Annotated in this window: 24 protein-coding genes; 18 read left to right on the forward strand and 6 right to left on the reverse strand. The window is 69.5% G+C overall.

Going from position 1 to position 26,909, the window contains the following annotated elements; all coding sequences use genetic code 11:
- Window positions 1–102: 102 nt before the first annotated feature.
- The 8 genes from mqo to G6N58_RS20360 all read left to right on the forward strand — a co-directional run bounded on the left by mqo (window position 103) and on the right by G6N58_RS20360 (window position 10,801).
- Window positions 103–1,626 (forward strand): malate dehydrogenase (quinone), encoded by a 1,524-nt coding sequence (mqo, locus tag G6N58_RS20325; protein ID WP_435406191.1) that lies wholly within the window; start codon window positions 103–105, stop codon window positions 1,624–1,626.
- Complete coding sequence (locus G6N58_RS20330; RefSeq protein WP_068916416.1) at window positions 1,623–2,093, forward strand: GNAT family N-acetyltransferase; 471 nt, start codon at window positions 1,623–1,625, stop codon at window positions 2,091–2,093. Before mqo ends, G6N58_RS20330 begins: the two co-directional genes overlap by 4 nt.
- A complete protein-coding gene (locus tag G6N58_RS20335; RefSeq protein ID WP_115277508.1) occupies window positions 2,090–3,931 on the forward strand; it encodes a magnesium chelatase subunit D family protein in 1,842 nt (613 codons plus the stop codon). Before G6N58_RS20330 ends, G6N58_RS20335 begins: the two co-directional genes overlap by 4 nt.
- A gap of 17 nt (window positions 3,932–3,948) precedes the next feature.
- Window positions 3,949–4,563, forward strand: coding sequence for a cob(I)yrinic acid a,c-diamide adenosyltransferase (cobO, locus tag G6N58_RS20340; RefSeq protein WP_115277507.1), 615 nt, complete (start codon window positions 3,949–3,951; stop codon window positions 4,561–4,563).
- 4 nt (window positions 4,564–4,567) lie between these two features.
- Window positions 4,568–5,938: a cobyrinic acid a,c-diamide synthase CobB gene (locus tag G6N58_RS20345; RefSeq protein WP_115277506.1), complete on the forward strand. Its 1,371-nt coding sequence runs from the start codon at window positions 4,568–4,570 to the stop codon at window positions 5,936–5,938.
- On the forward strand, window positions 5,935–7,155 hold the full coding sequence (gene cobA / locus G6N58_RS20350; RefSeq protein WP_115277505.1) for a uroporphyrinogen-III C-methyltransferase: 1,221 nt from the start codon (window positions 5,935–5,937) through the stop codon (window positions 7,153–7,155). The genes G6N58_RS20345 and cobA overlap by 4 nt, the downstream gene beginning before the upstream one ends.
- Before the next feature lie 82 nt (window positions 7,156–7,237).
- Window positions 7,238–8,809 (forward strand): MFS transporter, encoded by a 1,572-nt coding sequence (locus G6N58_RS20355; RefSeq protein WP_115277504.1) that lies wholly within the window; start codon window positions 7,238–7,240, stop codon window positions 8,807–8,809.
- A 240-nt stretch (window positions 8,810–9,049) separates the two neighbouring features.
- On the forward strand, window positions 9,050–10,801 hold the full coding sequence (locus G6N58_RS20360; RefSeq protein ID WP_115277503.1) for a proline--tRNA ligase: 1,752 nt from the start codon (window positions 9,050–9,052) through the stop codon (window positions 10,799–10,801).
- A 3-nt stretch (window positions 10,802–10,804) separates the two neighbouring features.
- Here G6N58_RS20360 and G6N58_RS20365 read toward each other — a convergent pair whose 3' ends face one another.
- Complete coding sequence (locus G6N58_RS20365; RefSeq protein ID WP_115277502.1) at window positions 10,805–11,284, reverse strand: ferritin-like domain-containing protein; 480 nt, start codon at window positions 11,282–11,284, stop codon at window positions 10,805–10,807.
- The gene (locus tag G6N58_RS20370; protein ID WP_232067940.1) at window positions 11,281–11,799 is read right to left on the reverse strand and encodes a hypothetical protein; all 519 of its coding nucleotides are present in this window, start codon (window positions 11,797–11,799) and stop codon (window positions 11,281–11,283) included. The genes G6N58_RS20365 and G6N58_RS20370 overlap by 4 nt, the downstream gene beginning before the upstream one ends.
- Before the next feature lie 160 nt (window positions 11,800–11,959).
- On the opposite strand from G6N58_RS20370, the gene rimP reads away from it, so the two are divergent.
- From rimP to G6N58_RS20405, 7 genes are all read left to right on the forward strand, one after another.
- Complete coding sequence (rimP, locus tag G6N58_RS20375; RefSeq protein WP_115277501.1) at window positions 11,960–12,505, forward strand: ribosome maturation factor RimP; 546 nt, start codon at window positions 11,960–11,962, stop codon at window positions 12,503–12,505.
- Window positions 12,502–13,557 carry a transcription termination factor NusA gene (gene nusA, locus G6N58_RS20380; RefSeq protein WP_068916425.1) on the forward strand — a complete coding sequence of 352 codons (1,056 nt, stop codon included), beginning with the start codon at window positions 12,502–12,504 and terminating at the stop codon, window positions 13,555–13,557. Before rimP ends, nusA begins: the two co-directional genes overlap by 4 nt.
- 186 nt (window positions 13,558–13,743) lie before the next feature.
- Window positions 13,744–13,974 carry a YlxR family protein gene (locus G6N58_RS30845; protein WP_232068125.1) on the forward strand — a complete coding sequence of 77 codons (231 nt, stop codon included), beginning with the start codon at window positions 13,744–13,746 and terminating at the stop codon, window positions 13,972–13,974.
- Between the two features lie 101 nt (window positions 13,975–14,075).
- Window positions 14,076–16,889 carry a translation initiation factor IF-2 gene (infB, locus tag G6N58_RS20390; protein WP_115277500.1) on the forward strand — a complete coding sequence of 938 codons (2,814 nt, stop codon included), beginning with the start codon at window positions 14,076–14,078 and terminating at the stop codon, window positions 16,887–16,889.
- Window positions 16,889–17,395, forward strand: a complete 507-nt coding sequence (rbfA, locus tag G6N58_RS20395) for a 30S ribosome-binding factor RbfA (protein ID WP_068916427.1) — start codon at window positions 16,889–16,891, stop codon at window positions 17,393–17,395. Before infB ends, rbfA begins: the two co-directional genes overlap by 1 nt.
- The gene (locus G6N58_RS20400) at window positions 17,370–18,371 is read left to right on the forward strand and encodes a DHH family phosphoesterase (protein WP_115277499.1); all 1,002 of its coding nucleotides are present in this window, start codon (window positions 17,370–17,372) and stop codon (window positions 18,369–18,371) included. Before rbfA ends, G6N58_RS20400 begins: the two co-directional genes overlap by 26 nt.
- Window positions 18,364–19,686, forward strand: coding sequence for an MATE family efflux transporter (locus G6N58_RS20405; protein ID WP_232067941.1), 1,323 nt, complete (start codon window positions 18,364–18,366; stop codon window positions 19,684–19,686). Before G6N58_RS20400 ends, G6N58_RS20405 begins: the two co-directional genes overlap by 8 nt.
- 70 nt (window positions 19,687–19,756) lie before the next feature.
- Here G6N58_RS20405 and G6N58_RS20410 read toward each other — a convergent pair whose 3' ends face one another.
- From G6N58_RS20410 to G6N58_RS20420, 3 genes are read right to left on the reverse strand one after another with little or no spacing between them, the layout of a single operon-like run.
- Window positions 19,757–20,569 carry an ABC transporter ATP-binding protein gene (locus G6N58_RS20410; RefSeq protein ID WP_115281382.1) on the reverse strand — a complete coding sequence of 271 codons (813 nt, stop codon included), beginning with the start codon at window positions 20,567–20,569 and terminating at the stop codon, window positions 19,757–19,759.
- A gap of 13 nt (window positions 20,570–20,582) precedes the next feature.
- Window positions 20,583–21,638, reverse strand: coding sequence for an ABC transporter substrate-binding protein (locus G6N58_RS20415; protein ID WP_115277497.1), 1,056 nt, complete (start codon window positions 21,636–21,638; stop codon window positions 20,583–20,585).
- 36 nt (window positions 21,639–21,674) lie between these two features.
- The gene (locus G6N58_RS20420; protein WP_115277496.1) at window positions 21,675–22,562 is read right to left on the reverse strand and encodes an ABC transporter permease; all 888 of its coding nucleotides are present in this window, start codon (window positions 22,560–22,562) and stop codon (window positions 21,675–21,677) included.
- A gap of 382 nt (window positions 22,563–22,944) precedes the next feature.
- Here G6N58_RS20420 and G6N58_RS20425 point away from each other — a divergent pair, with 382 nt between their 5' ends.
- From G6N58_RS20425 to G6N58_RS20435, 3 genes are read left to right on the forward strand one after another with little or no spacing between them, the layout of a single operon-like run.
- Entirely contained in the window at window positions 22,945–24,111 is a 1,167-nt protein-coding gene (locus G6N58_RS20425; protein WP_068916432.1) for a Gfo/Idh/MocA family protein, read from the forward strand.
- Window positions 24,108–25,295 carry a dihydrodipicolinate synthase family protein gene (locus tag G6N58_RS20430; RefSeq protein ID WP_163908298.1) on the forward strand — a complete coding sequence of 396 codons (1,188 nt, stop codon included), beginning with the start codon at window positions 24,108–24,110 and terminating at the stop codon, window positions 25,293–25,295. Before G6N58_RS20425 ends, G6N58_RS20430 begins: the two co-directional genes overlap by 4 nt.
- Window positions 25,292–26,122 (forward strand): sugar phosphate isomerase/epimerase family protein, encoded by an 831-nt coding sequence (locus G6N58_RS20435; protein ID WP_115277495.1) that lies wholly within the window; start codon window positions 25,292–25,294, stop codon window positions 26,120–26,122. Before G6N58_RS20430 ends, G6N58_RS20435 begins: the two co-directional genes overlap by 4 nt.
- A gap of 3 nt (window positions 26,123–26,125) precedes the next feature.
- On the opposite strand, the gene G6N58_RS20440 is transcribed toward G6N58_RS20435, so the two are convergent.
- Window positions 26,126–26,878 (reverse strand): enoyl-CoA hydratase, encoded by a 753-nt coding sequence (locus G6N58_RS20440; RefSeq protein ID WP_068916434.1) that lies wholly within the window; start codon window positions 26,876–26,878, stop codon window positions 26,126–26,128.
- Window positions 26,879–26,909 lie beyond the last annotated feature (31 nt).

Genomic DNA, 26,909 nt, shown 5'->3' on the forward strand with positions numbered 1-26,909 from the left:
ACCACAGCCTGCTCGAACAGGCAGGGCTCGACTTCGGAGGACGGACGGGTGTCAGACTCGAACATCACCAAGACGGACGTCGTACTCGTCGGCGCCGGAATCATGAGCGCCACCCTGGGTGCACTGCTGCGCATCGTGGAGCCCAACTGGTCGATCACCTTGATCGAGCGTCTCGATGGCGCGGCGGCCGAGAGCAGCGACCCGTGGAACAACGCGGGCACCGGACACTCCGCGCTGTGTGAGCTCAACTACACGCCGGAGAAGTCCGACGGCACCATCGACATCACCAAGGCCGTGGCCGTCAACGAGCAGTTCCAGGTGTCCCGGCAGTTCTGGGCGCACGCCGTCGAGAAGGGCATCCTTCCCGACGTCCGCAACTTCTTGAACCCGGTGCCGCACGTCAGTTTCGTCGAGGGCGCCGACCGGGTGGAGTACCTGCGCAAGCGGCGGGACGCATTGGCGTCCAACCCGCTGTTCGCCACCACCGAATTCATCAACGACGCCGACGAATTCGCCCGGCGGCTGCCCTTCATGGCGGCCAAGCGCGACTTCGCCCAGCCGGTGGCGCTGAACTGGACCACCGACGGCACCGACATCGACTTCGGATCGCTGGCAAAGCAACTCATCGGCTTCGGCGTGCGCAGCGGCACCAGCGCGATGTTCGGCCACGAGGTGCGCGATGTCAGCCAGCAGTCCGACGGCAGCTGGAACGTCAAGGTGACCAACCGGCGCACCGGCGCCAAGCGCACGTTGAACTCCAAGTTCGTCTTCGTCGGCGCCGGGGGCGACGCCCTGCACCTGCTGCAGAAGTCGGGCATCAAGGAAGCCAAGGGCTACGGCGGTTTCCCAGTGGGTGGCCAGTTCCTGCGGGCCTCCAACCCGGCCGTCACCAGCGGGCACCGCGCCAAGGTCTACGGCTTCCCGCCGCTGGGCGCCCCGCCGATGTCCGCGCCCCACCTCGACACCCGCATCATCAACGGCAAGCCGTGGCTGCTGTTCGGGCCGTTCGCCGGCTGGTCGCCCAAGTTCCTCAAGCAGGGCAAGGTCACCGACCTGCCGCTGTCGGTCAAACCGGACAACCTGACCTCCATGCTGGGCGTCGGTCTGTCGCAGATGAGCCTGGTGAAGTACCTGATCGGACAGCTGATGCTCTCCGAGGGCGACCGGGTGGACGCCCTGCGGGTCTTCGCGCCCAGCGCCGTCGACTCCGACTGGGAGCTCACCCTGGCCGGCCAACGTGTGCAGGTGATCAAGCCGGCCAAGGGCAAGGGCGGCACCCTCGAATTCGGGACCACGGTGCTGGCCGCCGCCGACGGCAGCATCGCCGGCCTGCTCGGTGCCTCCCCGGGCGCCTCCACCGCCGTCCCGGCCATGCTGGACGTGATGGAGCGCTGCTTCGGCGACCGCTTCCAGGCGTGGCAGCCGCGGCTGAAGGAGATGATCCCCTCGCTGGGCACCGAGCTGTCACACGAGCCCGAACTGTTCGCCGAGGTCTGGGACTGGGGCACCAAGGTGCTGGGTCTGGAATCCGGTGCCGACGCCGGCGCCGCCGCCCTGTCCGCCGGAGCGGACACCTCGGTGTCCCCGTCCGAAACCGAAGATCCCGAACCTGCAGGAGTGGTGTGACGGTCGCTCTGCGCCGCAAATGGGCCCAGGACCTCAGCGCGGCAACGCTGTACGAGCTGCTGAAGTTGAGGGTCGAGGTGTTCGTCGTCGAACAGGCCTGCGCCTACCCGGAACTCGACGGCCGTGACCTGCTGCCCGAGACCCGGCACTTCTGGCTCGATCTGCCCGACGGCGAGGTGATCGCCACGCTGCGGCTGATGGAGGAGCACACCGGCGGCGCCAAGTCGTTCCGGATCGGGCGGGTGTGCACCAAACAGGCCGCCCGCGGGCAGGGCCACACCACCCGGCTGCTGCAGGCCGCGCTCGCCGAGGTGGGCGACTACAGCTGCCGCATCGACGCGCAGACCTACCTGGTGGAGATGTACTCCGCGCACGGCTTCGTCCGCGACGGCGAGGAATACCTCGACGACGGCATCCCGCACGTGCCGATGCTGCGACCGGGGAGCCGGACCGAGGACCAGGCGTGAGCGCTGCGGTCTACCCGTTCAGCGCCATCATCGGACACGACCAACTGCGACTGGCCCTGGTGCTGTGCGCGGTGCGCCCGGATATCGGCGGTGTGCTGATCCGCGGCGAGAAGGGCACCGCCAAGTCCACGGCGGTGCGCGCCCTGGCCACCATCCTGGCCGAGGTCGACGACGGCCGCCTCGTCGAGTTGCCCATCGGTGCCACCGAGGACCGGGTGGTGGGGTCGCTGGATCTGCAGAAGGTGCTCCGCGACGGGGAGCACGCCTTCTCGCCCGGTCTGCTGGCCCGCGCCCACCGCGGGGTGCTCTACGTCGACGAGGTGAACCTGCTGCACGACCATCTGGTCGACGTGCTGCTCGACGCCGCGGCGATGGGCCGGGTGCACATCGAGCGGGACGGTGTGTCCCATTCGCATGACGCGCGATTCGTGCTGATCGGCACCATGAACCCCGAAGAGGGCGAGCTGCGCCCGCAGTTGCTGGACCGCTTCGGGCTGACCGTCGACGTGCGGGCCTCGCGGGATGTCGACGTGCGGGTGCAGGTGATCCGCGCCCGGATGGACTACGAATCCGACCCCGCCGGTTTCGCGGCACGCTACGCCGACGCCGACGCCGAGGTGGCCCGCCGCATTGCGCAGGCCCGGGCGCGGGTACCCGCGGTGGAGTTGAGCGACACCGCGTTACGCAGCATCGCCGCGGTGTGCGCGGCTTTTGACGTGGACGGGATGCGGGCCGATCTCGTGGTGGCCCGCACCGCCGTGGCACACGCCGCGTGGCGGGGGGCCGAGGCCGTCGACTCCGAGGACATCAAGGTGGCCGCGGAACTGGCGCTGCCGCACCGCCGCCGCCGCGACCCGTTCGACGACCCCGGGCTCGACCCCGGCGCCCTGGACGAGGCGCTGTCGCAGTCCGAGGCTCCCGAGCCCGACGCCGACCCTGATCCGGACCCCGAACCCGACCCGTCCGGCGGTGGGGGAGCTCCGTCGCCATCGGAAACCCCGCAGCAGCAATCTGATTCGTCGTCGGGCGGCGCGGCGGCCAAACCCAGTGCACCGCCGGCGCGGCCGTTTCGGACCCGCGCCCTGCGGGTGCCCGGCATCGGTGAGGGCGCGCCGGGGCGCCGATCACGGGCCCGCAACCGCACCGGAGCCGTGGTGGGGGCAGCCGACCCCGCGTCGGGCGACGGTCACGGACTGCATCTGTTCGCCACCGTTCTGGCCGCCGCCCGCCGGGCCGCGCCGGTGCGGCCCGGCGCCGAGGACCTGCGCACCGCCGTCCGCGAGGGCCGCGAGGGCAATCTGGTGATTTTTGTTGTCGACGCATCCGGATCGATGGCCGCGCGGGACCGCATGTCGGCCGTCAGCGGGGCGGCGCTGTCGCTGCTGCGTGATGCCTATCAGCGCCGGGACACAGTGGCCGTGGTGACGTTCCGCCAGCGCGGCGCCGCCGTGGTGCTGCCGCCCACCTCCTCGGCCTACATCGCCTCGCGGCGGCTGGCCAGTTTCGACACCGGAGGCAAGACGCCGCTGGCCGAGGGCCTGCTGGCCGCCCGCGACCTGGTGACCCGCGAGAAGGTGCGCGACCGGGCCCGCAGGCCGCTGGTCGTGGTGCTCACCGACGGCCGGGCCACCGGTGGACCGGACCCGCTGGGCCGCACCCGGGTTGCGGCGGCTCGGCTGGTGGCCGAAGGTGCCGCGGCTGTGGTCATCGACTGCGAGACCTCGTACATCAGGCTGGGTCTGGCGGCCACGCTGGCCGGCCAGCTCCACGCCCCGGTGCTGCGGCTCGAGCAGCTGCGCGCCGAGAATCTGACCCAGGCTCTGCGCGACGTCGCCTGAGCGGAAGGAGACACACCATGCCGCAGGGAGTCCCCGCCGTCGTCCCCCGGGACGGGCTGACCACCCGCGCCCGCCGCAACACCCCCGTGCTGGCTGTGCACACCGGGCCCGGCAAGGGCAAGTCCACGGCCGCCTTCGGAATGGCGTTGCGCGCGTGGAATTCCGGGTTGAGCGTGGCGGTGTTCCAATTCGTCAAGAGCGCCAAGTGGAAGGTCGGCGAGGAGGCCGCTTTTCGGCGACTCGGTGAATTGCACGAGCAGCACGGGGTGGGAGCACCCGTGGAGTGGCACAAGATGGGCTCGGGGTGGTCCTGGACCCGCAAACAGGGCGACGAGGCCGATCACGCCGACGCGGCGGCCGACGGCTGGACCGAGATCGCCCGCCGGCTGGCCGCCGAGCAACACGACTTCTACGTGCTCGACGAGTTCACCTACCCCCTGAAGTGGGGGTGGGTGGACACCGCCGAGGTGGTCGACACCTTGACGCGGCGCCCCGGCATGCAACACGTGGTGATCACCGGCCGGGACGCGCCGGCGGCGCTGGTCGAGGCCGCCGACCTGGTGACGGAGATGGCCAAGGTCAAACACCCCATGGACGCGGGGCGCAAAGGTCAGAAGGGCATCGAGTGGTGAGCCGATGACAGCGCCCGCGGTCGTGATCGCCGCACCCTCGTCCGGAAGCGGAAAGACCACGGTGGCAACGGGTCTGATGGGTGCCCTGCGCGCTGCCGGACATTCGGTGGCCCCGTTCAAGGTGGGACCCGACTTCATCGATCCGGGCTATCACGCCCTGGCCACCGGACGGCCCGGCCGCAACCTCGACCCCGTGCTGGTGGGCGAGGATCTGGTGGACGCGCTGTATGCCCACGGCCGCGGCGGTGCCGACATCGCCGTCATCGAAGGAGTGATGGGACTGTTCGACGGCCGGGTCGCCGACGGGGTGCAGGTGCCGGCCCCCGGATCCACCGCACACGTCGCCGCACTGCTGCGGGTGCCGGTGGTGCTGGTGGTCGATGCCCGTGGTCAGAGCCAGAGCATTGCAGCTCTGCTGCATGGCTTTTCGACCTATGACAGCGGCACGCGGCTGGCCGGGGTGATCCTCAACCGGGTGGGATCGGCCCGCCACGAGCAGATCCTGCGCGCGGCCTGCGACACCGTGGGACTGCCCGTGCTGGGCGCCATTCCGCGGCACGCCGAACTCGAGGTCCCGTCGCGGCACCTCGGCCTCATCACCGCCGTCGAACACGGGTCCGCCGCCGGCGCCGCCGTCGCGGCCATGACCGCGTTGATCGCCGAGCACGTGGACCTGCAGGCGGTCACCCGAATCGCGGCCGCCGCGACCACCCCGGTCTACGCATGGTCACCCGACATCGTGGGGGAGCCGGTGGCAGGGGATCCGGTGGTGGCGGTGGCCGCCGGGCGGGCATTCAGTTTCAGCTACGCCGAGCAGGTCGAACTGCTGACCGCCGCAGGCGCTCAGGTCGTGCCGTTCGATCCGTTGACCGAGTCGTTGCCACCCGACACCTCCGCACTGGTGCTGCCGGGTGGCTTCCCGGAGCAGTACCTGATGGAGCTCTCGGGCAACTCCGCACTGCGCGAACAGATCCGGACGCTGGCCCAGCGCGGCCCCGTGCACGCCGAGTGCGCGGGTCTGACCTACCTGATGGGCGACCTCGACGGCCACCCGATGTGCGGTGTCTTCCAAGGGTCGGCACGCTTCACCCCACGGCTCACCCTGGGTTACCGCGAGGCGGTGGCTCTCGGGGACTCCGCGCTGCACGCCGCGGGAACCCGGCTCGCCGGTCACGAATTCCACCGCACCACAGTCGAATTCACCAGCGAGTACCCGCCTGCGTGGGGCTGGCGGATGCCTGACGGATCCACCCGTCGTGACGGTGCGGTGCATGCCGGCGTGCACGCGTCCTATCTGCACACCCATCCCGCCGCCGATCCGCAATCCGTGCGCCGCTTCGTTGCGCACGCCGCACCCTCTAAGCTCGCCGGGTGACCGAGAACGCCTACCTCGTCGGACTCCGCCTCGCCGGCAAGAAGGTCGTCGTGGTCGGTGGGGGATCGGTGGCGCAGCGCCGCCTGGGCCTGCTCGTCGACTCCGGGGCCGATGTGCACGTCATCACCCGTGCTGCCACCCCGGCCGTGGAGGCGATGGCCGGGATCACCGTGGAACTGCGCGACTACCGTGCCGGTGATCTCGAGGGTGCCTGGTACGCCATTGCTGCGACCGACGAACCGCACACCAACGCGGCGATCGTTGCCGAAGCCGACAGCAGGCGGATCTTCTGCGTGCGCGCCGACATCGCCGTCGAAGGCTCGGCGGTGACGCCGGCCACCCTGGACCACGCCGGGTTGTCGGTGGGCGTGCTCGCCGGCGGAGAGCATCGCCGCTCGGCGGGCATCCGCACCGCGATCCAGGAGGCATTGCAGACCGGCGTCATCTCGTCGCGGGAGGAGCTGGCCGAGACGTCCAACGACCTGCGCGGCAGTGTTGCGCTGGTAGGCGGCGGCCCGGGTGATCCCGAACTCATCACTGTGCGCGGCCGGCGGTTGCTGGCGCGCGCTGATGTGGTGGTGGCCGACCGGCTGGCGCCGGCCCAGCTGCTCGACGAATTGCCGCCGCACGTCGAGGTGATCGATGCCGCCAAGATCCCGTACGGCCGGGCCATGGCTCAGGAGGCCATTAACGACGTTCTCATAAACCGAGCCCGGTCCGGCCACTTCGTTGTCCGGCTCAAGGGCGGCGATCCGTTCGTCTTCGCCCGCGGATATGAGGAAGTTCTCGCCTGCACCGCCGCTGGGATCCCGGTCACAGTGGTGCCGGGGATCACCAGCGCCATCGCCGTTCCGGCGGCGGCCGGTGTGCCGGTCACCCACCGTGCGGTCAACCACGAGTTCGTCGTCGTCAGCGGGCACTTGGCCCCCGACCATCCCGAGTCGTTGGTCAACTGGTCCGCACTGGCGGCCTTGAAAGGCACGATCGTGCTGCTCATGGCGGTGGAGCGGATCGAGTTGTTCGCCCGGGCGCTGCGTGAGGGCGGCCGCCCGGCGCATACCCCGGTGCTGGTGGTTCAGCACGGGACAACATCGGCGGAACGGGTGGTCCGGGCCAGCTTGGCCGATGCGGCCGAGGTGATCCGGGCCGAGGGGATCAGGCCCCCGGCGATCATCGTGATCGGTGCCGTCGTCGACGTCGGAGCCCCGTCGACCTAGGCCGCACGGGTCCCGCCTCGGGGGGTTCTGTGACCATTCCGAGCTTTAAACAACTCTTAAGATTACTGTAGGGTAGCTCGGTATGACGGCACTCAACGACGCCGAGCGGGCACACGCGGAAGCACGCGCTGCCGGTTCGGACCGCGCGCTGCCGGTGAAGGTGGACAAGACGCCACGTGCGGGCAAGATCCCCAGCTGGTTGCCGTCGCGGCGGTTCATCTATGCAGTGATCGCCATCGGCGGGATGCAGCTGCTCGCCACCATGGACAGCACCATCGCCATCGTCGCGCTGCCGCAGATCCAGGACGAGCTGGGGCTCTCCGACGCAGGACGCAGCTGGGTCATCACCGCCTACGTCCTGACGTTCGGCGGTCTGATGCTCCTCGGCGGCCGCCTCGGCGACACCATCGGACGCAAGCGCACCTTCATCGTGGGCGTCGCCCTGTTCACCATCGCCTCGGTGCTCTGCGGAATCGCCTGGAGTGAGGGCACTCTCGTGGTGGCCCGGCTGCTGCAGGGCGTGGGCGCGGCCATCGCCTCGCCCACCGGGCTGGCTCTGGTGGCCACCACGTTCCCCAAGGGTCCGGCCCGCAATGCCGCCACCGCCGTGTTCGCCGCGATGACCGGCGTGGGCTCGGTGATGGGCCTGGTGGTCGGTGGCGCACTCACCGAGGTGTCGTGGCGACTGGCGTTCCTGGTGAACGTCCCGATCGGCCTGCTGATGCTGTACCTGGCCTACACCACCCTGCGTGAGACCAACAAAGAGCGGATGAAGCTCGACGCGGCCGGCGCCCTGCTGGCCACGCTGGGCTGCACCGCCGCCGTCTTCGGATTCACCCAGGGGCCGGAGAACGGCTGGCTGGCCCCGATGACCCTCGGTGCGGGCGTCGTCGCGCTGCTCGCCTTCGTGGGATTCGTGATCGCCGAACGCAGCGCCGAGAACCCCGTGGTGCCCTTCTCGCTCTTCCGGGACCGCAACCGGGTGGCGACGTTCTACGCGGTGTTCCTCGCCGGCGGCGTGATGTTCACCCTGACCGTGCTGATCGGCCTGTATGTGCAGGACATCATGGGCTACAGCGCGCTCAAGGCCGGCATCGGTTTCATCCCGTTCGTCATCGCCCTGGGTATCGGACTCGGGGTCTCCTCGGTACTGGTGTCGAAGTTCCCGCCGAGGATCCTGGTCATCGGCGGCGGTGTGCTGGTGCTCGCCGCCATGCTCTACGGCAGTACCCTGCACGGCGACATCCCGTACTTCCCGAACCTGGTGCTGCCGATCACGGTCGGCGGTTTCGGTATCGGCATGATCGTGGTGCCTCTGACGGTCTCGGCCATCGCCGGTGTGGGCTTCGATCAGATCGGCCCCGTCTCGGCGATCGCGCTGATGCTGCAGAACCTCGGTGGCCCCGTGGTCCTGGCCATCATCCAGGCGGTCATCACCTCCCGGACGCTGTACCTCGGTGGCACCACCGGGCCGGTCAAGGACATGAACGAGGCGCAACTGAACGCTCTCGACGCCGGCTACACCTACGGCCTGCTGTGGGTGGCCGCGGTCGCGGTCCTGGTCGGGTGTGCCGCTCTGTTCATCGGTTACACCGCCAAGCAGGTGGCGCACGCTCAGGAAGTCAAAGACGCCATCGATGCGGGCGAGTTGTAGGACCGGGAATCACCCGGAAAAAGTATCCGTTGGAGTGGTTTGAGCTTGTTCACCCCTGGGTATGAGCATCGCATCACAGTCCCTGTGCGCCCCGCAGCGGTGCACGGGACGATCCTGGCGGGGAAATCACACCGATGTCATTCATCCCCAGCTGTGCACAACCACTGTGGATGAATCCACAATCGGACGCCTGAACCCGCAGCCACCGCACGCCATGGGCACTGAGTAGGCTCTCCCGTCGTGATCACCCGCATGTCGGAGCTGTTCCTCCGAACCCTCCGTGACGACCCGGCCGATGCCGAGGTCCCCAGCCACAAGCTGCTCATCCGCGCCGGCTACGTCCGGCCGGTGGGCCCCGGCCTGTACAGCTGGCTGCCGCTGGGCCTGCGGGTGCTGCGCAAGATCGAGGCGATCGTCCGCGACGAGATGGCTCACATCGGGGGGCAGGAGATCCTGTTCCCGGCGCTGCTGCCGCGCGCGCCGTACGAGGCCACCAGCCGCTGGACCGAATACGGTCCCAACCTGTTCCGCCTCCAGGACCGCCGGCGCAACGACTACCTGCTGGCGCCCACGCACGAAGAGATGTTCGCGCTGACGGTGAAGGGGGAGTACAGCTCGTACAAGGACTTCCCGGTCATCCTCTACCAGATCCAGAACAAGTATCGCGACGAGGCACGACCGCGCGCGGGCATCCTCCGCGGCCGCGAGTTCCTGATGAAGGACTCTTACTCCTTCGACGTCGACGACGACGGCCTCAAGAACGCCTACCACGCGCACCGCGAGGCCTACCAGAAGATCTTCGCCCGGCTGGAGCTGGACTACGTGATCGTCTCGGCGGTCTCCGGCGCCATGGGCGGCAGCGCCTCGGAGGAGTTCCTCGCCGAGAGCGAGGTGGGCGAGGACACCTTCGTTCGGTGCCTCGAGTCGGGCTATGCCGCCAATGTCGAAGCCGTCGTCACCCAGGTGCCCCCGCCGCTGCCCATCGAGGGTCAGCCCGACGCGGTGGTCCACGAGACACCCGACACCCCCACCATCGCCACCCTGGTGGACTGGGCCAACGGCGCCGATCTCCCACAGTTCGACCGGCCGGTGACGGCCGCCGACACATTGAAGAACGTGCTGCTGAAGACCCGTGAGCCCGGCGGTGAGTGGGAACTGCTGGCTGTCGGCGTGCCCGGTGATCGCGAGGTCGACGAAAAACGGCTGGGCGCGGCGCTGGATCCGGCCGAATACGTCCTGCTCGGTGACGCCGACTTCGCCAAGAACCCCTTCCTGGTCAAGGGCTACGTCGGCCCGAAAGCGCTGCTGGACAACGGCGTTCGTTACCTGGTGGACCCGCGGGTGGTGGACGGCACCGCATGGATCACCGGGGCGGATGCGCCCAACCGGCACGTCGTCGGCCTGGTGGCCGGCCGCGACTTCACCGCCGACGGCACCATCGAGGCCGCCGAGATCCGCGACGGTGACCCGTCACCGGACGGAGCGGGGCCGCTGGTCTCGGCGCGCGGAATCGAGATCGGCCACATCTTCCAGCTGGGCCGCAAGTACACCGATGCATTCACCGTGGACGTGCTCGGCGAGGACGGCAAGCCGGTGCGGCTGACCATGGGCTCCTACGGCATCGGTGTCTCCCGCCTGGTCGCCGTCATCGCCGAGCAGCAGCACGACGGTCTCGGGCTGCGCTGGCCGGCGTCGGTGGCTCCGTTCGACGTGCATCTGGTGATCGCGAACAAGGACGCCGAGGCGCGCGCCGGGGCGACGGAGCTGGCTGCCGCCCTGGATCGGCTGGGATTCGATGTGCTGCTGGATGACCGGACGTCCTCACCCGGGGTGAAGTTCAAGGACGCCGAGCTGCTCGGGATGCCCTGGGTGGTGGTCGTCGGCCGTGGGTGGGCCAATGGCGTGGTGGAACTGCGCAACCGGTTCAGCGGCGAGACCAGCGAGGTGTCGGTGGACTCGGCGGCCACCGACATCGCGGCGGCCCTGGGCTGATCCCTACTCGGGCCCACCCGGGAAGGCAGTGGAGATCGGCCACTCTCCGAGGATCTGCTGCCACCGGGCGGCCAGCACGGCACTGCGGGTCAGTGCCTGCACCGCGTAGGTCCGGTCCTGCGGGGACGGTGACTGCTCCAGGACGGCTCGCCACGCGACCGCGCTGTCGTTTTCCATCTGGACGGCCAGCGCGGCGGCCGCGTCGGGGTCGTTGACCACCGACGGCAACTGGTACCCCGGCGCCGCCAGCGGGGGTTGGACCTGCTGCGCCGCGAGCATGTCGAGCAGGGCCTCCCGTTGTTCGCGGTGTCCGGCGATGGCCTCGGAGACCAGCCAGTTTTCGTCGGGGGTGGAGTGTGCCGAGACGATCCCGTAGCCCCAGATGGTGGCGTGCTCGCCGGCCAGGGCGTCGTACAGGGCGGCCGCGGCGGGGGCTGATGGGCGGTCGGCATCGCCGCCGGGTGCAGGTTCGGTAGACGTCACGACGGTGTGCTCCGCTGGGGTAGGAGCACCGTGTGGCCCGTGGTGCAGGCGGCTGCGATGGACCCCAGCAGCCCGGCCCGGTACCCGGCCTCGGTGGCGGCGTAACGGGCCGCCGACTCGGCGGATTCCCGCAGTGCTGCGGACACGGCGTCGACACCGGGGGGCCGCGCAGGGGCGGGGGTGCCGGTGGTGGTGGACGTGCCGGTCACCGGCGTGGCGGGCACCAATGTGCCCAGGGTCCGGGACATCTCGCCGGCCAGCACGTCGGCGTGCCGGGACCGTTCGGCAGCGATCTGCAGCAGCGCGGGTTGCACGGCACGGCCGGCACCCGTAACGGCCGCCCGCGCGAGTTGACTGTCGGCATTGGCGCGGTCCAGCTGGGCCTGCAACTGACTGACGTCCGGCGGCGGGGGCTCGCTGCACCCCGCCAGGGCCAGCGCGGTCAGCCCGAGGGCGCCGACCAGCACCTCCCGCCGTCGCAGCGGTCCGCCGGAGCGGTCGTCGAGGCCGAGCACCGCCCCATCCTGCCATCCGCCTCCCGCGACCTCGCGGGAGGCCGTTTGGGTTTGTGCACCGGTGTCCTGGCGTATCGTGAATGGCTGGCTCGGCGCCACTGGAGGCCGGGCGGACGCGCTGGAACGAACTGACCGGACAACTCAAGATGAGGAGCTCGCCGTGACCGAGCGGTCCAGGGGACTGCCTTCACCGCCCCAGGTGATCGAGCTGCTCGGCGCTGAGTTCCTCCGTGCCGGTTACGAGATCGAGGACGTGCGGGTGGACGGCGCGTCGAACCCGGCGCGGATCGTCGTGATCGCCGATGGCGAAAGCCCGCTGGATCTCGACACCGTCGCCGACTTGTCGCGCACGGCTTCGCAGCTGCTCGACACCCTGGCGGACGCGTCCGACCCCTACGTGCTGGAGGTGAGCTCGCCGGGCGTGGACCGGCCGCTGAGCACCGAGAAGCACTTCCGGCGGGCCCACGGCCGCCGGGTGGAGCTGCAGCTGAGTGACGGTTCGCAGGTCATGGGGCGGATCGCCGGTGTGCAGGCCGGGACCCTGCGGTTGGTGGTGGCCGCGGGAAGCAAGGGTGCCGCCCGCTGGTCCGTTCGCGAGGTCGAACTCGCTGATGTTGCGAAAGCTGTTGTACAAGTAGATTTTTCGCCGCCCAGCCAGCAAGAGCTGGACCTGGTCGGCCAGGCTGGAACGGAGGCCGGAACATGAACATCGACATGGCCGCGCTGCATGCCATCGAGGTCGACCGCGGCATTCCCGCAGGAGAACTCCTCGAGACCATCAAGTCGGCGCTGCTGACCGCCTACCGGCACACCGAGGGCCACTCCGCCGACGCCACCATCGACATCGACCGCAAGACCGGTGAGGTCAAGGTGATGGCGCGGGAGCACGACGCGGACGGACAGGTGATCAGCGAGTGGGACGACACCCCGGAGGGGTTCGGCCGGGTGGCGGCCACCACCGCCCGGCAGGTGATGCTGCAGCGGTTCCGCGACGCCGAGAACGAGAAGATCTACGGCGAGTTCTCCGCCCGCGAAGGAGACATCGTCAACGGCGTCATCCAGCGCGACGCCCGCGCCAACGCGCGCGGGGAGGTCGTGCTGAGGATGGGCAGTGAGACGAAGTACTCCGAAGGGATCATCCCGGCATCCGAACAGGTCCCCGGGGAGCGTTACGAACACGGCGACCGGCTGCGCTGCTTCGTCCTCGGCGTCACCCGCGGAGCCCGCGAGCCGCAGATCAGGCTGTCGCGCACGCACCCGAACCTGGTGCGCAAACTCTTCTCGATGGAGGTACCCGAGATCGCCGACGGCTCCGTCGAGATCGTGGCCGTGGCCCGCGAGGCCGGCCACCGCTCCAAGATCGCCGTCGCCTCCCGGCTGCCGGGCCTCAACGCCAAGGGCGCCTGCATCGGGCCGATGGGGCAGCGGGTGCGCAACGTCATGAGCGAGTTGTCCGGCGAGAAGATCGACATCATCGACTTCGACGAGGATCCGGCCCGGTTCGTGGCCAACGCGCTGTCCCCGGCGAAGGTGGTGTCGGTGACCGTCATCGACGCCGCGGCCCGTGCCGCGCGGGTGGTGGTGCCCGACTTCCAGCTGTCGCTGGCGATCGGCAAGGAGGGGCAGAATGCCCGCCTGGCCGCCCGACTGACGGGATGGCGGATCGACATCCGCAGCGACGCTGCGCCGGACGCAGACCACCCCGGCGACGGTCAGCATCCACCCCGGCGTTCGCACGACGCGCCGCATCCGCGCTGATCGGACCGGCCTGCCCGGCTGATTTAGAGGCAGCCGACGGTGACGGTAGACTGAGCCGTGATCCAGCGCGAGATTTCCGTCGCCGACACCCGACAACCGGAATCCCTCCCCGAGGGAAAGCACCACCCGGTTCGGACGTGTGTCGGGTGCCGGAAGCGAGAGTTGGCCGTCGAACTGCTTCGGGTGGTGGCGGGGTTTCGAACGAACGACACGGGAACAGATGTCCCCGCGGTGATCGTTGACACCGCCGGTAACCTTCCGGGGCGGGGTGCTTGGTTGCATCCCGATCTGCAATGTGTGGAGGCAGCGATTCGACGGCGAGCATTCGTCCGAGCGCTGCGGATCAGCGGTCCATTGGACACCTCCGCGGTGGCCGAGCACGTCAGTGCGAGGTCACCCGGGCAAGAGAACAGGTAGCGAAGAACATGAGCACACCGTGAAGTCCCGATGACCATGCGTCATAGCTAAACCCGAGGCGCGGCGCCAACCACCGCTGTCGCCTCCAGACAGGAGATGTAGTGGCAGGTAAGGCCCGCGTGCACGAGTTGGCTAAGGAACTCGGTGTCACCAGTAAGGATTTGCTCGCGAAGCTGAAAGAGCAGGGCGAGTTCGTCAAATCGGCGTCGTCGACGGTGGAAGCACCCGTCGCGCGCCGTCTTCGTGAATCACTCGGCGGCAATACGTCCTCCGACAGCGCTACCGCGCCCAAGCCGGCCGCGGCCAACGGCCGTCCCGCCGGCAACGGCGGCTCCGGCTCGCCGGTACCCGGTCCCAGGCCCAGCGCCCCCAAGCCGGCTGCCCCGGCCCCGGTGGCACAGAGCGCCCCGCCGGCGGCACCCGCTCCTGCGGCGCCCGCACCCGCGGCGCCGCCGGCTCCCCCTGCCGCCCCCCAGGCTCCCGCCGCCAGCGCTGCTCCCGCGGCTCCGGCTGCCCGACCTGGCCCCGCGCCGACCCCCGGTGCCCGGCCCGGCCCTGCGCCGACCCCCGGACCCCGGCCTGCCCAACCGCAGAGCGGCGGACCCAAGCCCGGCGCTCCGCGTCCCCCGCGGGTGGGCAACAACCCCTTCTCATCGCAACAGCCGGTGGATCGTCCGGCTCCGCGCCCACAGGCACGTCCCGGCGCAGGCCCAGGTGGCCCGCGTCCCGGTGGCACCCGGGCCACGCCCGGCAACATGCCCCCGCGTCCGGCCACCGGTGCGCCCGGAGCCCGCGGACCGCGTCCGGGGCCCCGCCCCGGCGGCGGGCCCCGTCCCGGTGCCGGTGGTGGCGGTCGTCCCGGCGGTGCCGGTGGCGGCGGTAACTACCGCGGCGGCGGTGCCGGCGCGGGTGCAGGTGCCGGTGGTGGCGCAGGAGCCGCAGGTGGTTTCCGCGGTCGTCCTGGTGGCGGCGGTGGTCGTCCCGGTCAGCGCGGCGGTGCCGCAGGTGCCTTCGGCCGTCCCGGCGGCGCCCCTCGCCGCGGTCGCAAGTCGAAGCGCGCGAAGAGGGCCGAATACGAGAACATGCAGGCCCCGGTCGTCGGTGGTGTGCGGTTGCCGCACGGCAATGGCGAGACCATCCGGTTGGCCCGCGGCGCGTCGCTGAGCGATTTCGCCGACAAGATCAACGCCAACCCGGCGTCGCTGGTGCAGGCGCTGTTCAACCTCGGTGAGATGGTCACCGCCACGCAGTCGGTGGACGATTCCACGCTGGAACTGCTGGGCAGCGAGATGAACTACGTCGTCCAGGTCGTCTCCCCGGAAGACGAGGACCGCGAGCTGCTGCAGTCGTTCGATCTCACCTACGGCGAGGACGAGGGCGGCGAAGAGGACCTCGAGTTCCGCCCGCCGGTGGTCACCGTCATGGGTCACGTCGACCACGGCAAGACCCGCCTGCTCGACACCATCCGCAACGCCACCGTCCGCGAGGGCGAGGCCGGCGGCATCACCCAGCACATCGGCGCCTACCAGGTCCTCACCGAGCTGGATGGCAACGAGCGCCTGGTCACCTTCATCGACACCCCTGGTCACGAGGCGTTCACCGCCATGCGTGCCCGTGGTGCGAAGGCCACCGACATCGCGATCCTCGTGGTGGCGGCCGACGACGGCGTGATGCCGCAGACGGTGGAGGCCATCAACCACGCGCAGGCGGCCGACGTGCCGATCGTGGTGGCGGTCAACAAGATCGACAAGGAAGGCGCCGACCCGAGCAAGATCCGGGCCCAGCTCACCGAGTACAACCTGGTGGCTGAGGAGTACGGCGGCGACACCATGTTCGTCGACATCTCCGCCAAGCAGGGCACCAACATCGATGCGCTGTTGGAAGCGGTGCTGTTGACCGCCGATGCGTCGCTGGATCTGCGGGCCAACCCGGACATGGAAGCTCAGGGCGTCGCGATCGAGGCGCACCTCGACCGTGGCCGTGGCCCGGTGGCCACCGTGCTCATCCAGCGCGGCACGCTGCGGGTCGGCGACTCGGTGGTGGCCGGCGATGCCTATGGCCGCGTGCGCCGCATGGTCGACGAGCACGGCGCCGACGTCGAAGAGGCGCTGCCGTCGCGTCCGGTCCAGGTCATCGGCTTCACGTCGGTGCCTGGTGCCGGTGACAACCTGCTGGTTGTCGACGAGGACCGCATCGCCCGCCAGATCGCCGACCGGCGAAGTGCCCGCAAGCGCAACGCGCTGGCGGCCCGCAGCCGCAAGCGGATCAGCCTGGAGGACCTGGATTCGGCATTGAAGGAGACTTCACAGCTGAACCTGATCCTCAAGGGCGACAACTCCGGCACCGTGGAGGCGCTCGAGGAAGCCCTGCTGGGTATCGAGATCGACGACGAGGTGGAACTGCGCGTCATCGATCGCGGCGTCGGCGGTGTCACCGAGACCAACGTCAACCTGGCGTCGGCGTCGGATGCCATCATCATCGGCTTCAACGTCCGCGCCGAGGGCAAGGCCACCGAGCTGGCCAACCGCGACGGGGTGGAGATCCGGTACTACTCGGTGATCTACCAGGCCATCGACGAGATCCAGGCTGCGCTCAAGGGCATGCTCAAGCCGATCTACGAAGAGAAGGAGCTGGGCCGCGCCGAGATCCGGGCCATCTTCCGGTCGTCCAAGGTCGGCAACATCGCCGGTTGCCTCGTGCAGTCGGGCATCATGCGGCGCAACGCCAAGGCCCGCCTGCTGCGCGACAACGTGGTGGTGGCCGAGAACCTCACGGTGTCCTCGCTCAAGCGGGAGAAGGACGACGCCACCGAGGTGCGCGAGGGCTACGAGTGCGGTCTGACGTTGACCTACAGCGACATCAAGGAAGGTGACGTGGTGGAGACGTACGAGCTGGTCGAGAAGGCCCGCACGTAGTGGCTGATCCAGCACGCGCACGGCGTCTCGCCAAGCGCATCTCCACCATCGTCGCCTCGGCGATCGAGTACGAGATCAAGGATCCCCGGCTGGCCTTCGTGACCGTCACGGACACGAAGGTCACCGGAGACCTCCACGACGCCACCGTGTACTACACCGTGCGGGGGCAGAGCCTCGACGATGCTCCGGACGTGGCGGGCGCCGCTGCGGCGCTCGACCGCGCCAAGGGTGTCCTGCGCACGAAGGTCGGTGCCGGGACCGGTGTCCGGTACACCCCGACGCTGTCCTTCGTGCTGGACACTGTGCCCGAGGCCGCAGCTCACATGGAGGAGCTGCTGGCCCGGGCAAGGGCGGCCGACGCCGAGGTGGCGCGGGCCCGGGAGGGTGCGACGCCGGCCGGCGAGGCCGACCCGTACCGTGTACCGGGGGAGGACGAAGACCGGGGGCGGGCAGAAGTTCCAGAGCGACCTGAGGACGCCGGTGACCGCAATCGACCCGAAGACTGACCAGAATCTGATCGGTCGGCGCGTGGGCGCCGAGGGTGCCGTCGAGGTGCTGTCCCACGCGCACAGGGTCGTGGTGGTGTGCCACATCTTCCCCGATGCCGACACCATCGGCGCGGGGCTGGCGCTGGCGCAGGTGCTCGACGGGCGCGGTAAGCGTGTCCAGGTGAGCTTCGCGGCGCCTGCCGCGCTGCCGGACTCACTGCGGACGCTGCCCGGCGGAGACCTACTGGTCAGCCCGGCGGAGGTGGATCCACACCCCGACCTGGTGGTGACCGTCGACATCCCCAGCCCGAACCGGCTCGGTGGCCTGCAGGACGTGCTGGCCGACCCCGAGGTCCCGGTGCTGGTCATCGACCACCACGCGTCCAACCAGCTGTTCGGCACGGCCAACTACGTCGACCCGTCGGCGGATTCCACCACGATGCTGGTGGCCGAGCTGCTCGACGCGTGGGGATTGCCGATCGACGGTCCCGTGGCGCACTGTCTCTACGCCGGTCTGACCACCGACACCGGGTCGTTCCGCTGGGCCAGCGCCCGCGCGCACCGACTGGCCGCCCGCCTGGTGGAACTCGGCGTCGACAACGCCGCCATCAGCCGGACTCTGCTGGATACCCACCCGTTCGCGTGGTTGCCCATGTTGTCGCGGGTGTTGTCGACTGCGCAGTTGTGCAGTGACGCGCTCGGCGGCCGTGGGCTGGTCTACACCGTGGTGGCGCACCAGGAGTGGGCGGCGGCGCGGCCTGAGGAGATCGAGAGCATCGTCGATATCGTCCGTACCACTGCGCAGGCCGAGGTGGCTGCGGTCTTCAAGGAGATCGAGCCCGAGCACTGGTCGGTGTCCATGCGCGCCAAGGCTTTTGATCTCACACCGGTGGCCACCGGCTTCGGCGGGGGCGGGCACCGGCAGGCGGCGGGCTACTCGGCCACCGGCCCGGCAGACCAGGTGATCGCCGACCTCCGCGCTGCACTTGGCTGACACCACTCCGCCGCCGCCCACCAGTCGCACCATCGCGGGGCTGGCGCTGCCTGCGCTGGGCGTGCTCGCCGCGGAGCCGCTGTACCTGTTGTTCGACATCGCGGTGGTCGGTCGCCTCGGTGCCCTGGCATTGGCGGGGCTGGCCATCGGTGGCCTGGTTCTCGGACTGGTGGCCTCCCAGGGCACCTTCCTGTCGTACGGGACCACGGCTCGCGCCGCCCGCTTCTACGGTGCGGGTGACCGCGGTGCCGCGGTGCGCGAGGGCGTGCAGGCCACCTGGTTGGCCATCGGGCTCGGCCTGCTGATCATCGCTGTGGTGCAGGCCGCCGCGGTGCCCATCGTGACCGCGATCGCGGGCAGCGACGGCATCGCGGACGCCGCATTGCCGTGGTTGCGAATCGCCATTCTGGGCGCCCCGGCCATCCTGATCTCGTTGGCCGGCAACGGTTGGATGCGCGGCGTGCAGGACACCGTGCGCCCCCTGCGGTATGTCATCGCCGGCTTCGTGGTCTCTGCCCTGCTGTGCCCACTGCTGGTCTACGGCTGGCTGGGTTTCCCGCGATGGGAACTCGAAGGGTCGGCGGTGGCCAATCTGGTGGGCCAGTGGCTGGCGGCGCTGCTGTTCTGCCGGGCGTTGCTGGTGGAGCGGGTGTCGCTACGGGTCGACGTCGCGGTGCTGCCCACACAACTGGCCATGGGCCGTGATCTGCTGATCCGAAGCCTGGCGTTCCAGGCCTGCTTCGTCTCGGCGGCCGCGGTGGCCGCACGCTTCGGCGCGGCCTCGGTGGCCGCCCACCAGGTGGTGCTGCAACTGTGGAGTTTCCTTGCGCTGCTTCTCGATTCGCTGGCGATCGCCGCGCAGTCACTGGTCGGCGCGGCCCTGGGCGCGGGACATCTGCCACACGCCAAGACGGTGGCCTGGCGGGTGACGGTGTTCTCGACGGTAGCTGCTGCCGCCCTGGCCGGGGCTTTCGCACTGGGGTCCACGGTGGTGCCCCGACTGTTCACCGACGATGCCGCGGTGCTGAGCGCCGTCTCCGTGCCGTGGTGGTTCCTGGTGGCCCAGTTGCCGGTGGCGGGCATCGTGTTCGCGCTGGACGGCGTGCTGCTCGGCGCCGGCGACGCGAAGTTCATGCGTAACGCGACGCTGGCCAGCGCGCTGCTGGGGTTCCTGCCGCCCATCTGGCTGTCTCTGGCCTACGGGTGGGGGCTGTTCGGCATCTGGTCGGGTCTGAGTCTGTTCATGGTGCTGCGTCTGTTGTTCGTCGGCTGGCGAACGGTGTCGGGGCGCTGGCTGGTGGGCGGCACGTCGTAGCCCGGCGGCAGAAACGGACTCGCCCGGTGTGCGGGGCACACCGGGCGAATCGTCGAGCTGAGGAACCGGATCAGTCGGCGGCGGACGAACTGCCGAGCAGGTCGCGAACCCGGTTGGCCACCGTGATGAATTCAGGCCGTTCCATTGTCTCGGCATAGTTGCGCTCGGCAGGCAGGTCCACGTCGATGGTCTCGACGATCCGGCCCGGGCGGGGGCTCATCACCACCACCCGGTTGGCCAGGTACACCGCTTCGGCCACCGAATGGGTCACCAGCACCACGGTGGTGCCCGTCTCACGCCAGATCCGGTGCAGTTCGATGTTCATCTTCTCGCGGGTCAGCGCGTCGAGAGCGCCGAAGGGCTCGTCCATCAGCAGCACCTGCGGTTGGTGCAGCAGCGCCCGGCACAGCGACACCCGTTGTTGCATGCCGCCCGAGAGTTCGTGGGGCAGTGCGTTTTCGAATCCGGTGAGACCGGTCATCGCCAAAAGGTGGTCACAACGTTGCTGTGCCAGCGCCCTGGGCATGCCGCGCATCTCGGCCTGCAGCAGGATGTTCTTGCGCACCGAGCGCCATTCCAGGAGCGCGGCGCGCTGGAAGACGTAGCCGATCTCGCGCTGCGGGCCACGTACCTGCTTGCCGCGCAGGCGGACGTCACCTGCGGTGGCGTCGGTCAACCCGGCGACCACCTTCAGCAGCGTCGACTTGCCGCAGCCGGACGGGCCCGCGATGGTGACGAATTCGCCCTCGCCCACCCGCAGGTCGATGTCGTCGAGTGCGGTGGTGGTGCCCCGCTTGGACGAGAACGTCACCGTGAGGTTCTCGATCGAGATGGTGTCGGCGGTGACGGTGGTGCCCGGCGGGGCGATGCTTGCCGTGGTCATGTCCCGGTGCTCCTTACTGTCCACCGTTGGGCACGAACGTCGACGCCCAGTATTCGGCGGGGTCTTTCGCGCTCTCCAGCAGACCGGCCTCGCTGAGGGTGGCGATCGTGGAGGTCCAGTCCTCCTCGGCGTTGGTACCCGGGGCCTTGCCCTCGGTGGCCGGCGTGCTCAGCAGCGGGATGGTCTGTTCCCACTGCTGCAACAGCACGTTCTCCGGCGGCGTCTGGGGATCGACGCCCACCATGGCTGCCGCGGCGGCTTCGGGATTCTCGATGGCCGCGGCGTAGGACTCACTGGTGGCATCCAGCATGGCCTGCACCAGCTCCGGGTCGTTCTCGATGGTGGAGCTGTGGGCGATCAGGCCGTTGCTGAAGAAGTTCAGCCCGGCGTCGGAGTAGCGGAAGTACCGCATCTCGCGCCCGCTCTTGTTGGCCAGGTTCGGGCCCTGGTCGTGCGCGAAGCCGATCAGGCCGTCCACCCGGCCGGCCAGCAGCGCGGCCATCTTGCCGGCGGAATCCAGGTTCTGCTGGTTGATCTCGTCCGGGTTGAGGCCCACGTCGGCGAGAAACATCGGGAAGGTGGTGGTGGGCGCGTCACCGGCAGATACCGCAATGGTGCGCCCGGCCAGGTCGGCGGGCTCCTCGATGCCGGAATCGGCGAACACCTGGACCGCCGACGGGGTGGTCTGCAGGAAGACCCCGACGCTCTTGATGTCGACGCCCTGGTCGATGTTGCTCAGCACAGCGGCGGTGTCGGACCAGCCGAAGTCGACCTGCTGGCCGCCGACGGCTTGGGCGGTCCTGGTGGATCCCTGTCCGCCGTCGATGGTCAGGTCGATGCCGTGCTCGGCGAAGATGCCTTCTTTGAGTCCGTAGTAGAGCGGGGCGTGCTCGCCGTAGGGGTACCAGTTGAGCATCAGTGTCACGGGGGTCGAGCCCTGCGCGCCCTCGGCGGCGGGGGAGTTCTCGGCAGGCCCGTTGCTGGTGCCGCCGCCGCCACAGGCGGCCAGCGTCAGCATGGCGGTGGTGGCGGCCAGCGCGGCTCTGGCGCGCGTGCGGAAGACAGTCATGGTGGGTCTCCTCAAGGGGTGAGCGGGACGGGTGGATCAGACGGCGTTGGTGGAGGACGAGTTGGTGACACGGCGGGAGGCGTGCCAGGGGATCAGCAGCTTCTCGGCGATCTCGATGATCATGAACAGGACGATGCCGAGGATCGACATGATGATCAGCGCGGCGAACAGCATTGCGGTGTCCAGGTTTCCGTTGGCCTGCAGGATCACATAGCCCAGACCTTCGTTGGCTCCGACGAACTCACCGACCACGGCGCCGGTGACCGCCAGGGTGGCCGCGACCTTGAGCCCGGACATCAGCTGCGGCAGCGAGGCGGGGAACCGGATCTTCATGAAGGTCTTGAACCGGCTGGCGCCCATGGTGGAGGTCAACTCAAGGATCTCGGGGTCCACCGAACGCAGGCCGGCCAGCCCGGAGATGACGATCGGGAAGAAGGCCATCAGCACGGCCACCAGGATCTTCGGTGATGGCCCGAAGCCCAGCCACACGATGAACAGGGGAGCGATGGCGATCTTGGGAATCACCTGGGCGAACAGGATCAACGGGTAGACGGTCTTCTCCAGACTCGACGAGTAGACCATCATCACTGCGACGAAAACGCCCACCAGGGCCGCGATCACGAACCCGATGACGGTCTCCCAGGTGGTCACCCAGGTGTTCGCGGCCAGGTACGCGGCGTTCTCGGAGGCGGCGCGCCAGGTGTCGCCGGGCGAGGGCAGGATGTACGGCGCGACGAGTTCGTTCTCGGTGAGCGCCCACCAGCCGGCCACCAGTACGGCCACCAGCAGCAGAGGCCGCCAGCTGCCGGCAGCGGTGCGTCGCACCGAGAAGGTGGGCAGCGGGACGCGGGGCCGTCGCGGCGGCGTGGGCTCCGAGGCGGACGCCCCCGAGGGCCGCACGCCGGCCGGTGCGGTCAATGACATGGAATGTCCTCTGGTTCGCAGTGACACGGGCCTGCTGAAGAAATCCGGACCCGATCTGGAATGCGCTTTCCGAAGCGACTCGACCATAACGTGATGCAGCGCACAGTGTCAACGACCCTGCGGCCTGGCGCGCATCGCTGCAGGTGACGGACGCCGCGCCGGGGAGTCGCACAAGAGAGTCGTGCGACGCCGTCGCGCAGGGTCACGTGATGCGGGTGGCCCGTGAGGGGTTGACCGAGGTGAGGTCGGGCACCTAGTGTGGAAAGCGCATTCCGAAGTGCGCTTACCGCATGCTGCCAACGTCGGCCGCGGTGCGCCCCTGCTCACGGCCTTCGCCGGATCTGGCCTCGTCTGCCGCCGGCTCACAGACAAAGGAACTTCGATGACTTCAGCATCCGGTGCGTCCCGGAGAACTCTGCGGATCGCGATGAACGGGGTGACCGGGCGGATGGGATACCGCCAGCACCTGCTCCGCTCGATCCTGCCGCTGCGTGACACCGGTCTGACCCTCGAGGACGGGACCCGCGTCGACGTCGAGCCGATCCTGGTGGGCCGCAACGCCGACAAGATCGCCGAGCTGGCCGCCGAGCACGGCGTCGAACAGTGGACCACCGACCTGACCGCGGTGATCGCCGACCCGACCATCGACGTCTACTTCGATGCCCAGGTGACCTCGCGCCGGGTGGAGGCGCTCTCGGCGGCCATCAAGGCCGGAAAGCATGTCTACACCGAGAAGCCCACTGCCGAAACACTCACTGAGGCAATCGAACTGGCGCGCATGGCAGAGAACGCCGGGGTGGTGGCCGGCGTGGTGCACGACAAGTTGTATCTGCCCGGTCTGGTCAAGCTGCGGCGGCTGGTCGACGAGGGGTTCTTCGGCCGCATCCTGTCGCTGCGTGGTGAATTCGGTTACTGGGTCTTCGAGGGCGATGGTCAGCCCGCGCAGCGGCCCAGCTGGAACTACCGCGCCGAAGACGGCGGCGGCATCGCCGTGGACATGTTCTGCCACTGGAACTACGTGCTCGAAGGACTCCTGGGTGCGGTCGAGTCGGTGACGGCGCGGGCAGTCACCCACATCCCGACCCGGTGGGACGAATCCGGCGCGCCGTATGCCGCCACCGCCGACGATGCCGCCTACGGCATCTTCGAGATCGCAGGCGGCATCATCGCCCAGATCAACTCGTCCTGGGCGGTCCGGGTCTACCGTGACGAGCTCGTCGAATTCCAGATCGACGGCACCCACGGCTCCGCGGTGGCCGGCCTGCGCAAATGTGTGGCCCAGCAACGGGCCCACACGCCGAAGCCGGTGTGGAACCCCGATCTGCCCGTCACCGAGAAGTTCCGTGACCAGTGGCTGGAGGTTCCGGCCAACGCGGACCTGGACAACGGGTTCAAACTCCAGTGGGAGGAGTTCCTGCGCGACGTGGTGGCGGGGCGGCCGCACCGGTTCGGGCTGCTCTCGGCCGCCCGCGGCGTGCAACTGGCCGAACTCGGGCTGCGCAGCTCAGCCGAAGGCCGTCGCCTCGAGGTGCCGGAGATCGTGCTGTGACCGCCACCATCGCACTGTCCCTGGAGCTCCCGATCGACGGCGAACTGCGCCGACACACAGTCGGTGCGCCTCGGGCGTGGACACACCCCGACGCGCCGATCACCTCCCGGATCGCTTATGCCGCAGCACATGTCATCCCGCGTCCGCTGGCCGACAACACCCCCGGGGTGCCGGCCGACCTGGATTGGGACACCACCATGGCCTACCGCCACGAGTTGTGGTCCTACGGTCTGGGCGTGGCCGAGGCCATGGACACCGCCCAGCGCGGCATGGGACTGGACTGGGCCGCCACCCGGGAACTGATCCGGCGCTCCGGTCGGGAGGCCGCAGGCACCGGTGGCCGACTGGCTTGCGGCGCGGGCACCGATCAGCTGAACCCGGCCGACGTCCCCTCCGGGGCGCGGGGACTGTCGGTGATCACCGACGCGTACCGCGAACAGATCGCCGTGGTGCGCGACGCCGGTGCCCGGGTGATCATCATGGCCTCCCGGACGCTGGCCGCAGTCGCCACCTCACCCGCGGACTACCTGCGCGTGTACGGCGACCTGTTGACCGACGCGGACCAGCCGGTGATCCTGCACTGGCTGGGCGACATGTTCGATCCCGCGCTGCGCGGCTACTGGGGTGACGCTGACATCGACGCCGCTACAACCACTTTCCGACAACTGATCGGCGAACACGCCGACAAGGTGGACGGCGTCAAGGTCTCGCTGTTGGATGCCGCCCACGAGATAGCCCTGCGGCGGGCCCTGCCCGCCGGGGTCCGGCTCTACACCGGTGACGACTTCAACTACCCGGAGCTCATCCTCGGTGACGAGCAGGGGTACTCCGATGCGCTGCTGGGCATCTTCGCCGCGATCTACCCCGCGGCGTCGACGGCGCTGCAGCACCTGGATGCCGGCGATCCCGCCACCGCACGCGACATCCTGGATTCCACGCAGGCGCTGGGGCGTCACATCTTCACCGCGCCGACATCGTTCTACAAGACCGGTGTCGCGTTCCTGGCCTGGCTGAACGGGCACCAGCCAGGGTTCTCCATGGTCGGCGGGCTCAGCAGTGGGCGGTCGGTGCAGCATCTGGTCCAGGCGTTCGTGCTCGCCGACCGGGCCGGGCTGTTGACCGATCCCGAACTGGCCGTGGCGCGGATGCGCGCATTCCTCACCGTGAACGGAGTGCACACGTGAGCGAGTTCTCGCGGTTGTCGTTGAACACGATGACGACCAAGACCCTCACCCTGCGGCAGGCGGTGCAGGCCTGTGCCGCCGCGGGGCTGCCTGCCATCGGGGTCTGGCGCGACCGGGTCGCCGAAGCCGGTCTGGACGCGGCCGACAAGCTGATCCGCGATCATGGGCTGCGCGTCTCCTCGTTGTGTCGAGGGGGCTTCCTGACCGGCGTTGCGGATGGCGCGGCCGCGCTGGACGACAACCGGCGCGCCATCGACGAGGCCGCCACTCTGGGAGCTCCGGAGCTGGTGATGGTGGTCGGCGGCGTCGTGGACCGCGATCTGCCCGGCGCCCGTGCCCGGGTGGCCGACCGGCTGGCCGAGCTGGTGCCGTATGCGGCCGCCCGCGACGTGCGGCTGGCGCTGGAACCCCTGCACCCGATGTTCTGCGCCGATCGGGCGGTGATCTCCACCCTGCGCCAGGCGCTGGACCTGGCGGCACCGTATCCCGCCGCCACCGTCGGCGTCGTCGTGGACACCTTCCACGTGTGGTGGGATCCCGACCTGGCCGAACAGGTTGCCGAAGCGGGCGCCCAAGGCCGCATCAGCTCCTATCAGGTGTGCGACTGGCTGGTTCCGATGGCCGCCGACCCGCTGTTGTCGCGCGGGATGATGGGCGACGGGGTGATCGATTTCGGTGCTGTGACCGCCCTGGTGGACGCCGCGGGCTACCGCGGGGACATCGAGGTCGAAATCTTCAACGAGGCGGTGTGGGCCACCGACGGCGCCATGGTGATCAACACGATGAAGCAGCGCTACCGCGACCTGGTGTTGCCCGCGTTGTCCTAGGGGCTACCGCACCTGGCTGCGACCGCGTTCGATGACGGACGCGCGGCTGGTGGCGATGTCGTCACCGGAGGTCGAGCGCATCCAGGCCCGGGCGGCTTCCGCCTCCAGCCACAGTGCGCCGTCGGTGTATGCGCCGTCGATGCGGTGATAGGACTCCAGCAGCGCACGCACCGCCTTCTGGTTGTTGCCGACGATCGACGCGGCCACCGCGCGGGCCGCGCCCAGCAGCTGATCGTGGGGCACCACCTCGGTGACCAGGCCTGCCCGCAGTGCGTCGGCCGCCGACAGGTAGTCACCGGTCAGGCTCATCCGCCGGGCCAGCCCCACGCCCACCTTCTGCGGCAACCGCACGCTCAGGCCCCAGGTCGGCAGCAGGCCCACCCGGGCGTGGGTGTCCGCGAAACGCGCCTGCTCCGAGGCGATCAGGATGTCGCAGTACAGGGCCAGTTCCAGACCGCCGGTGACGGCGGCGCCGTTGATGGCACCGATGACGGGCTTGGCCATCGCAGGCCACTTGGGCGAGATGTCCGGTAGCTCGGTGGTGTCGCCGAGTTCCTTGAGATCCAACCCCGCGCAGAACACCGGGTCGGCGCCGGTCACGATCACGACATCCACGGCGTCGTCGGCCTCGGCGTCGGCCAGTGCGGCGAAGAACTCGCGCCGCAACTGTGCCGAGAGCGCGTTACGCGCCTGCGGGCGGTTCAGTGTCAGAGTGCGAATGCGGTCCTCGGTGTCGATCAGCAGCACGTCGCTCATCGCTTCACCGTAGCGGGGCCGTTTTCGCGCC

The organism is Mycolicibacterium tokaiense, assembly GCF_010725885.1.
Classification (GTDB): Bacteria; Actinomycetota; Actinomycetes; order Mycobacteriales; family Mycobacteriaceae; genus Mycobacterium; species Mycobacterium tokaiense.

Bases quoted from the DNA above. Each gene is read 5' to 3' on its own strand.
- G6N58_RS20345 (WP_115277506.1), top strand. From the start codon at position 4,568: ATGACAGCGCCCGCGGTCGTGATCGCCGCACCCTCGTCCGGAAGCGGA.
- nusA (WP_068916425.1), top strand. From the start codon at position 12,502: ATGAACATCGACATGGCCGCGCTGCATGCCATCGAGGTCGACCGCGGC.
- G6N58_RS20415 (WP_115277497.1), bottom strand. From the start codon at position 21,638: ATGACTGTCTTCCGCACGCGCGCCAGAGCCGCGCTGGCCGCCACCACC.
- mqo (WP_435406191.1), top strand. From the start codon at position 103: ATGAGCGCCACCCTGGGTGCACTGCTGCGCATCGTGGAGCCCAACTGG.
- cobO (WP_115277507.1), top strand. From the start codon at position 3,949: ATGCCGCAGGGAGTCCCCGCCGTCGTCCCCCGGGACGGGCTGACCACC.
- G6N58_RS20440 (WP_068916434.1), bottom strand. From the start codon at position 26,878: ATGAGCGACGTGCTGCTGATCGACACCGAGGACCGCATTCGCACTCTG.
- G6N58_RS20425 (WP_068916432.1), top strand. From the start codon at position 22,945: ATGACTTCAGCATCCGGTGCGTCCCGGAGAACTCTGCGGATCGCGATG.
- G6N58_RS20410 (WP_115281382.1), bottom strand. From the start codon at position 20,569: ATGACCACGGCAAGCATCGCCCCGCCGGGCACCACCGTCACCGCCGAC.
- G6N58_RS20355 (WP_115277504.1), top strand. From the start codon at position 7,238: ATGACGGCACTCAACGACGCCGAGCGGGCACACGCGGAAGCACGCGCT.
- G6N58_RS20420 (WP_115277496.1), bottom strand. From the start codon at position 22,562: ATGTCATTGACCGCACCGGCCGGCGTGCGGCCCTCGGGGGCGTCCGCC.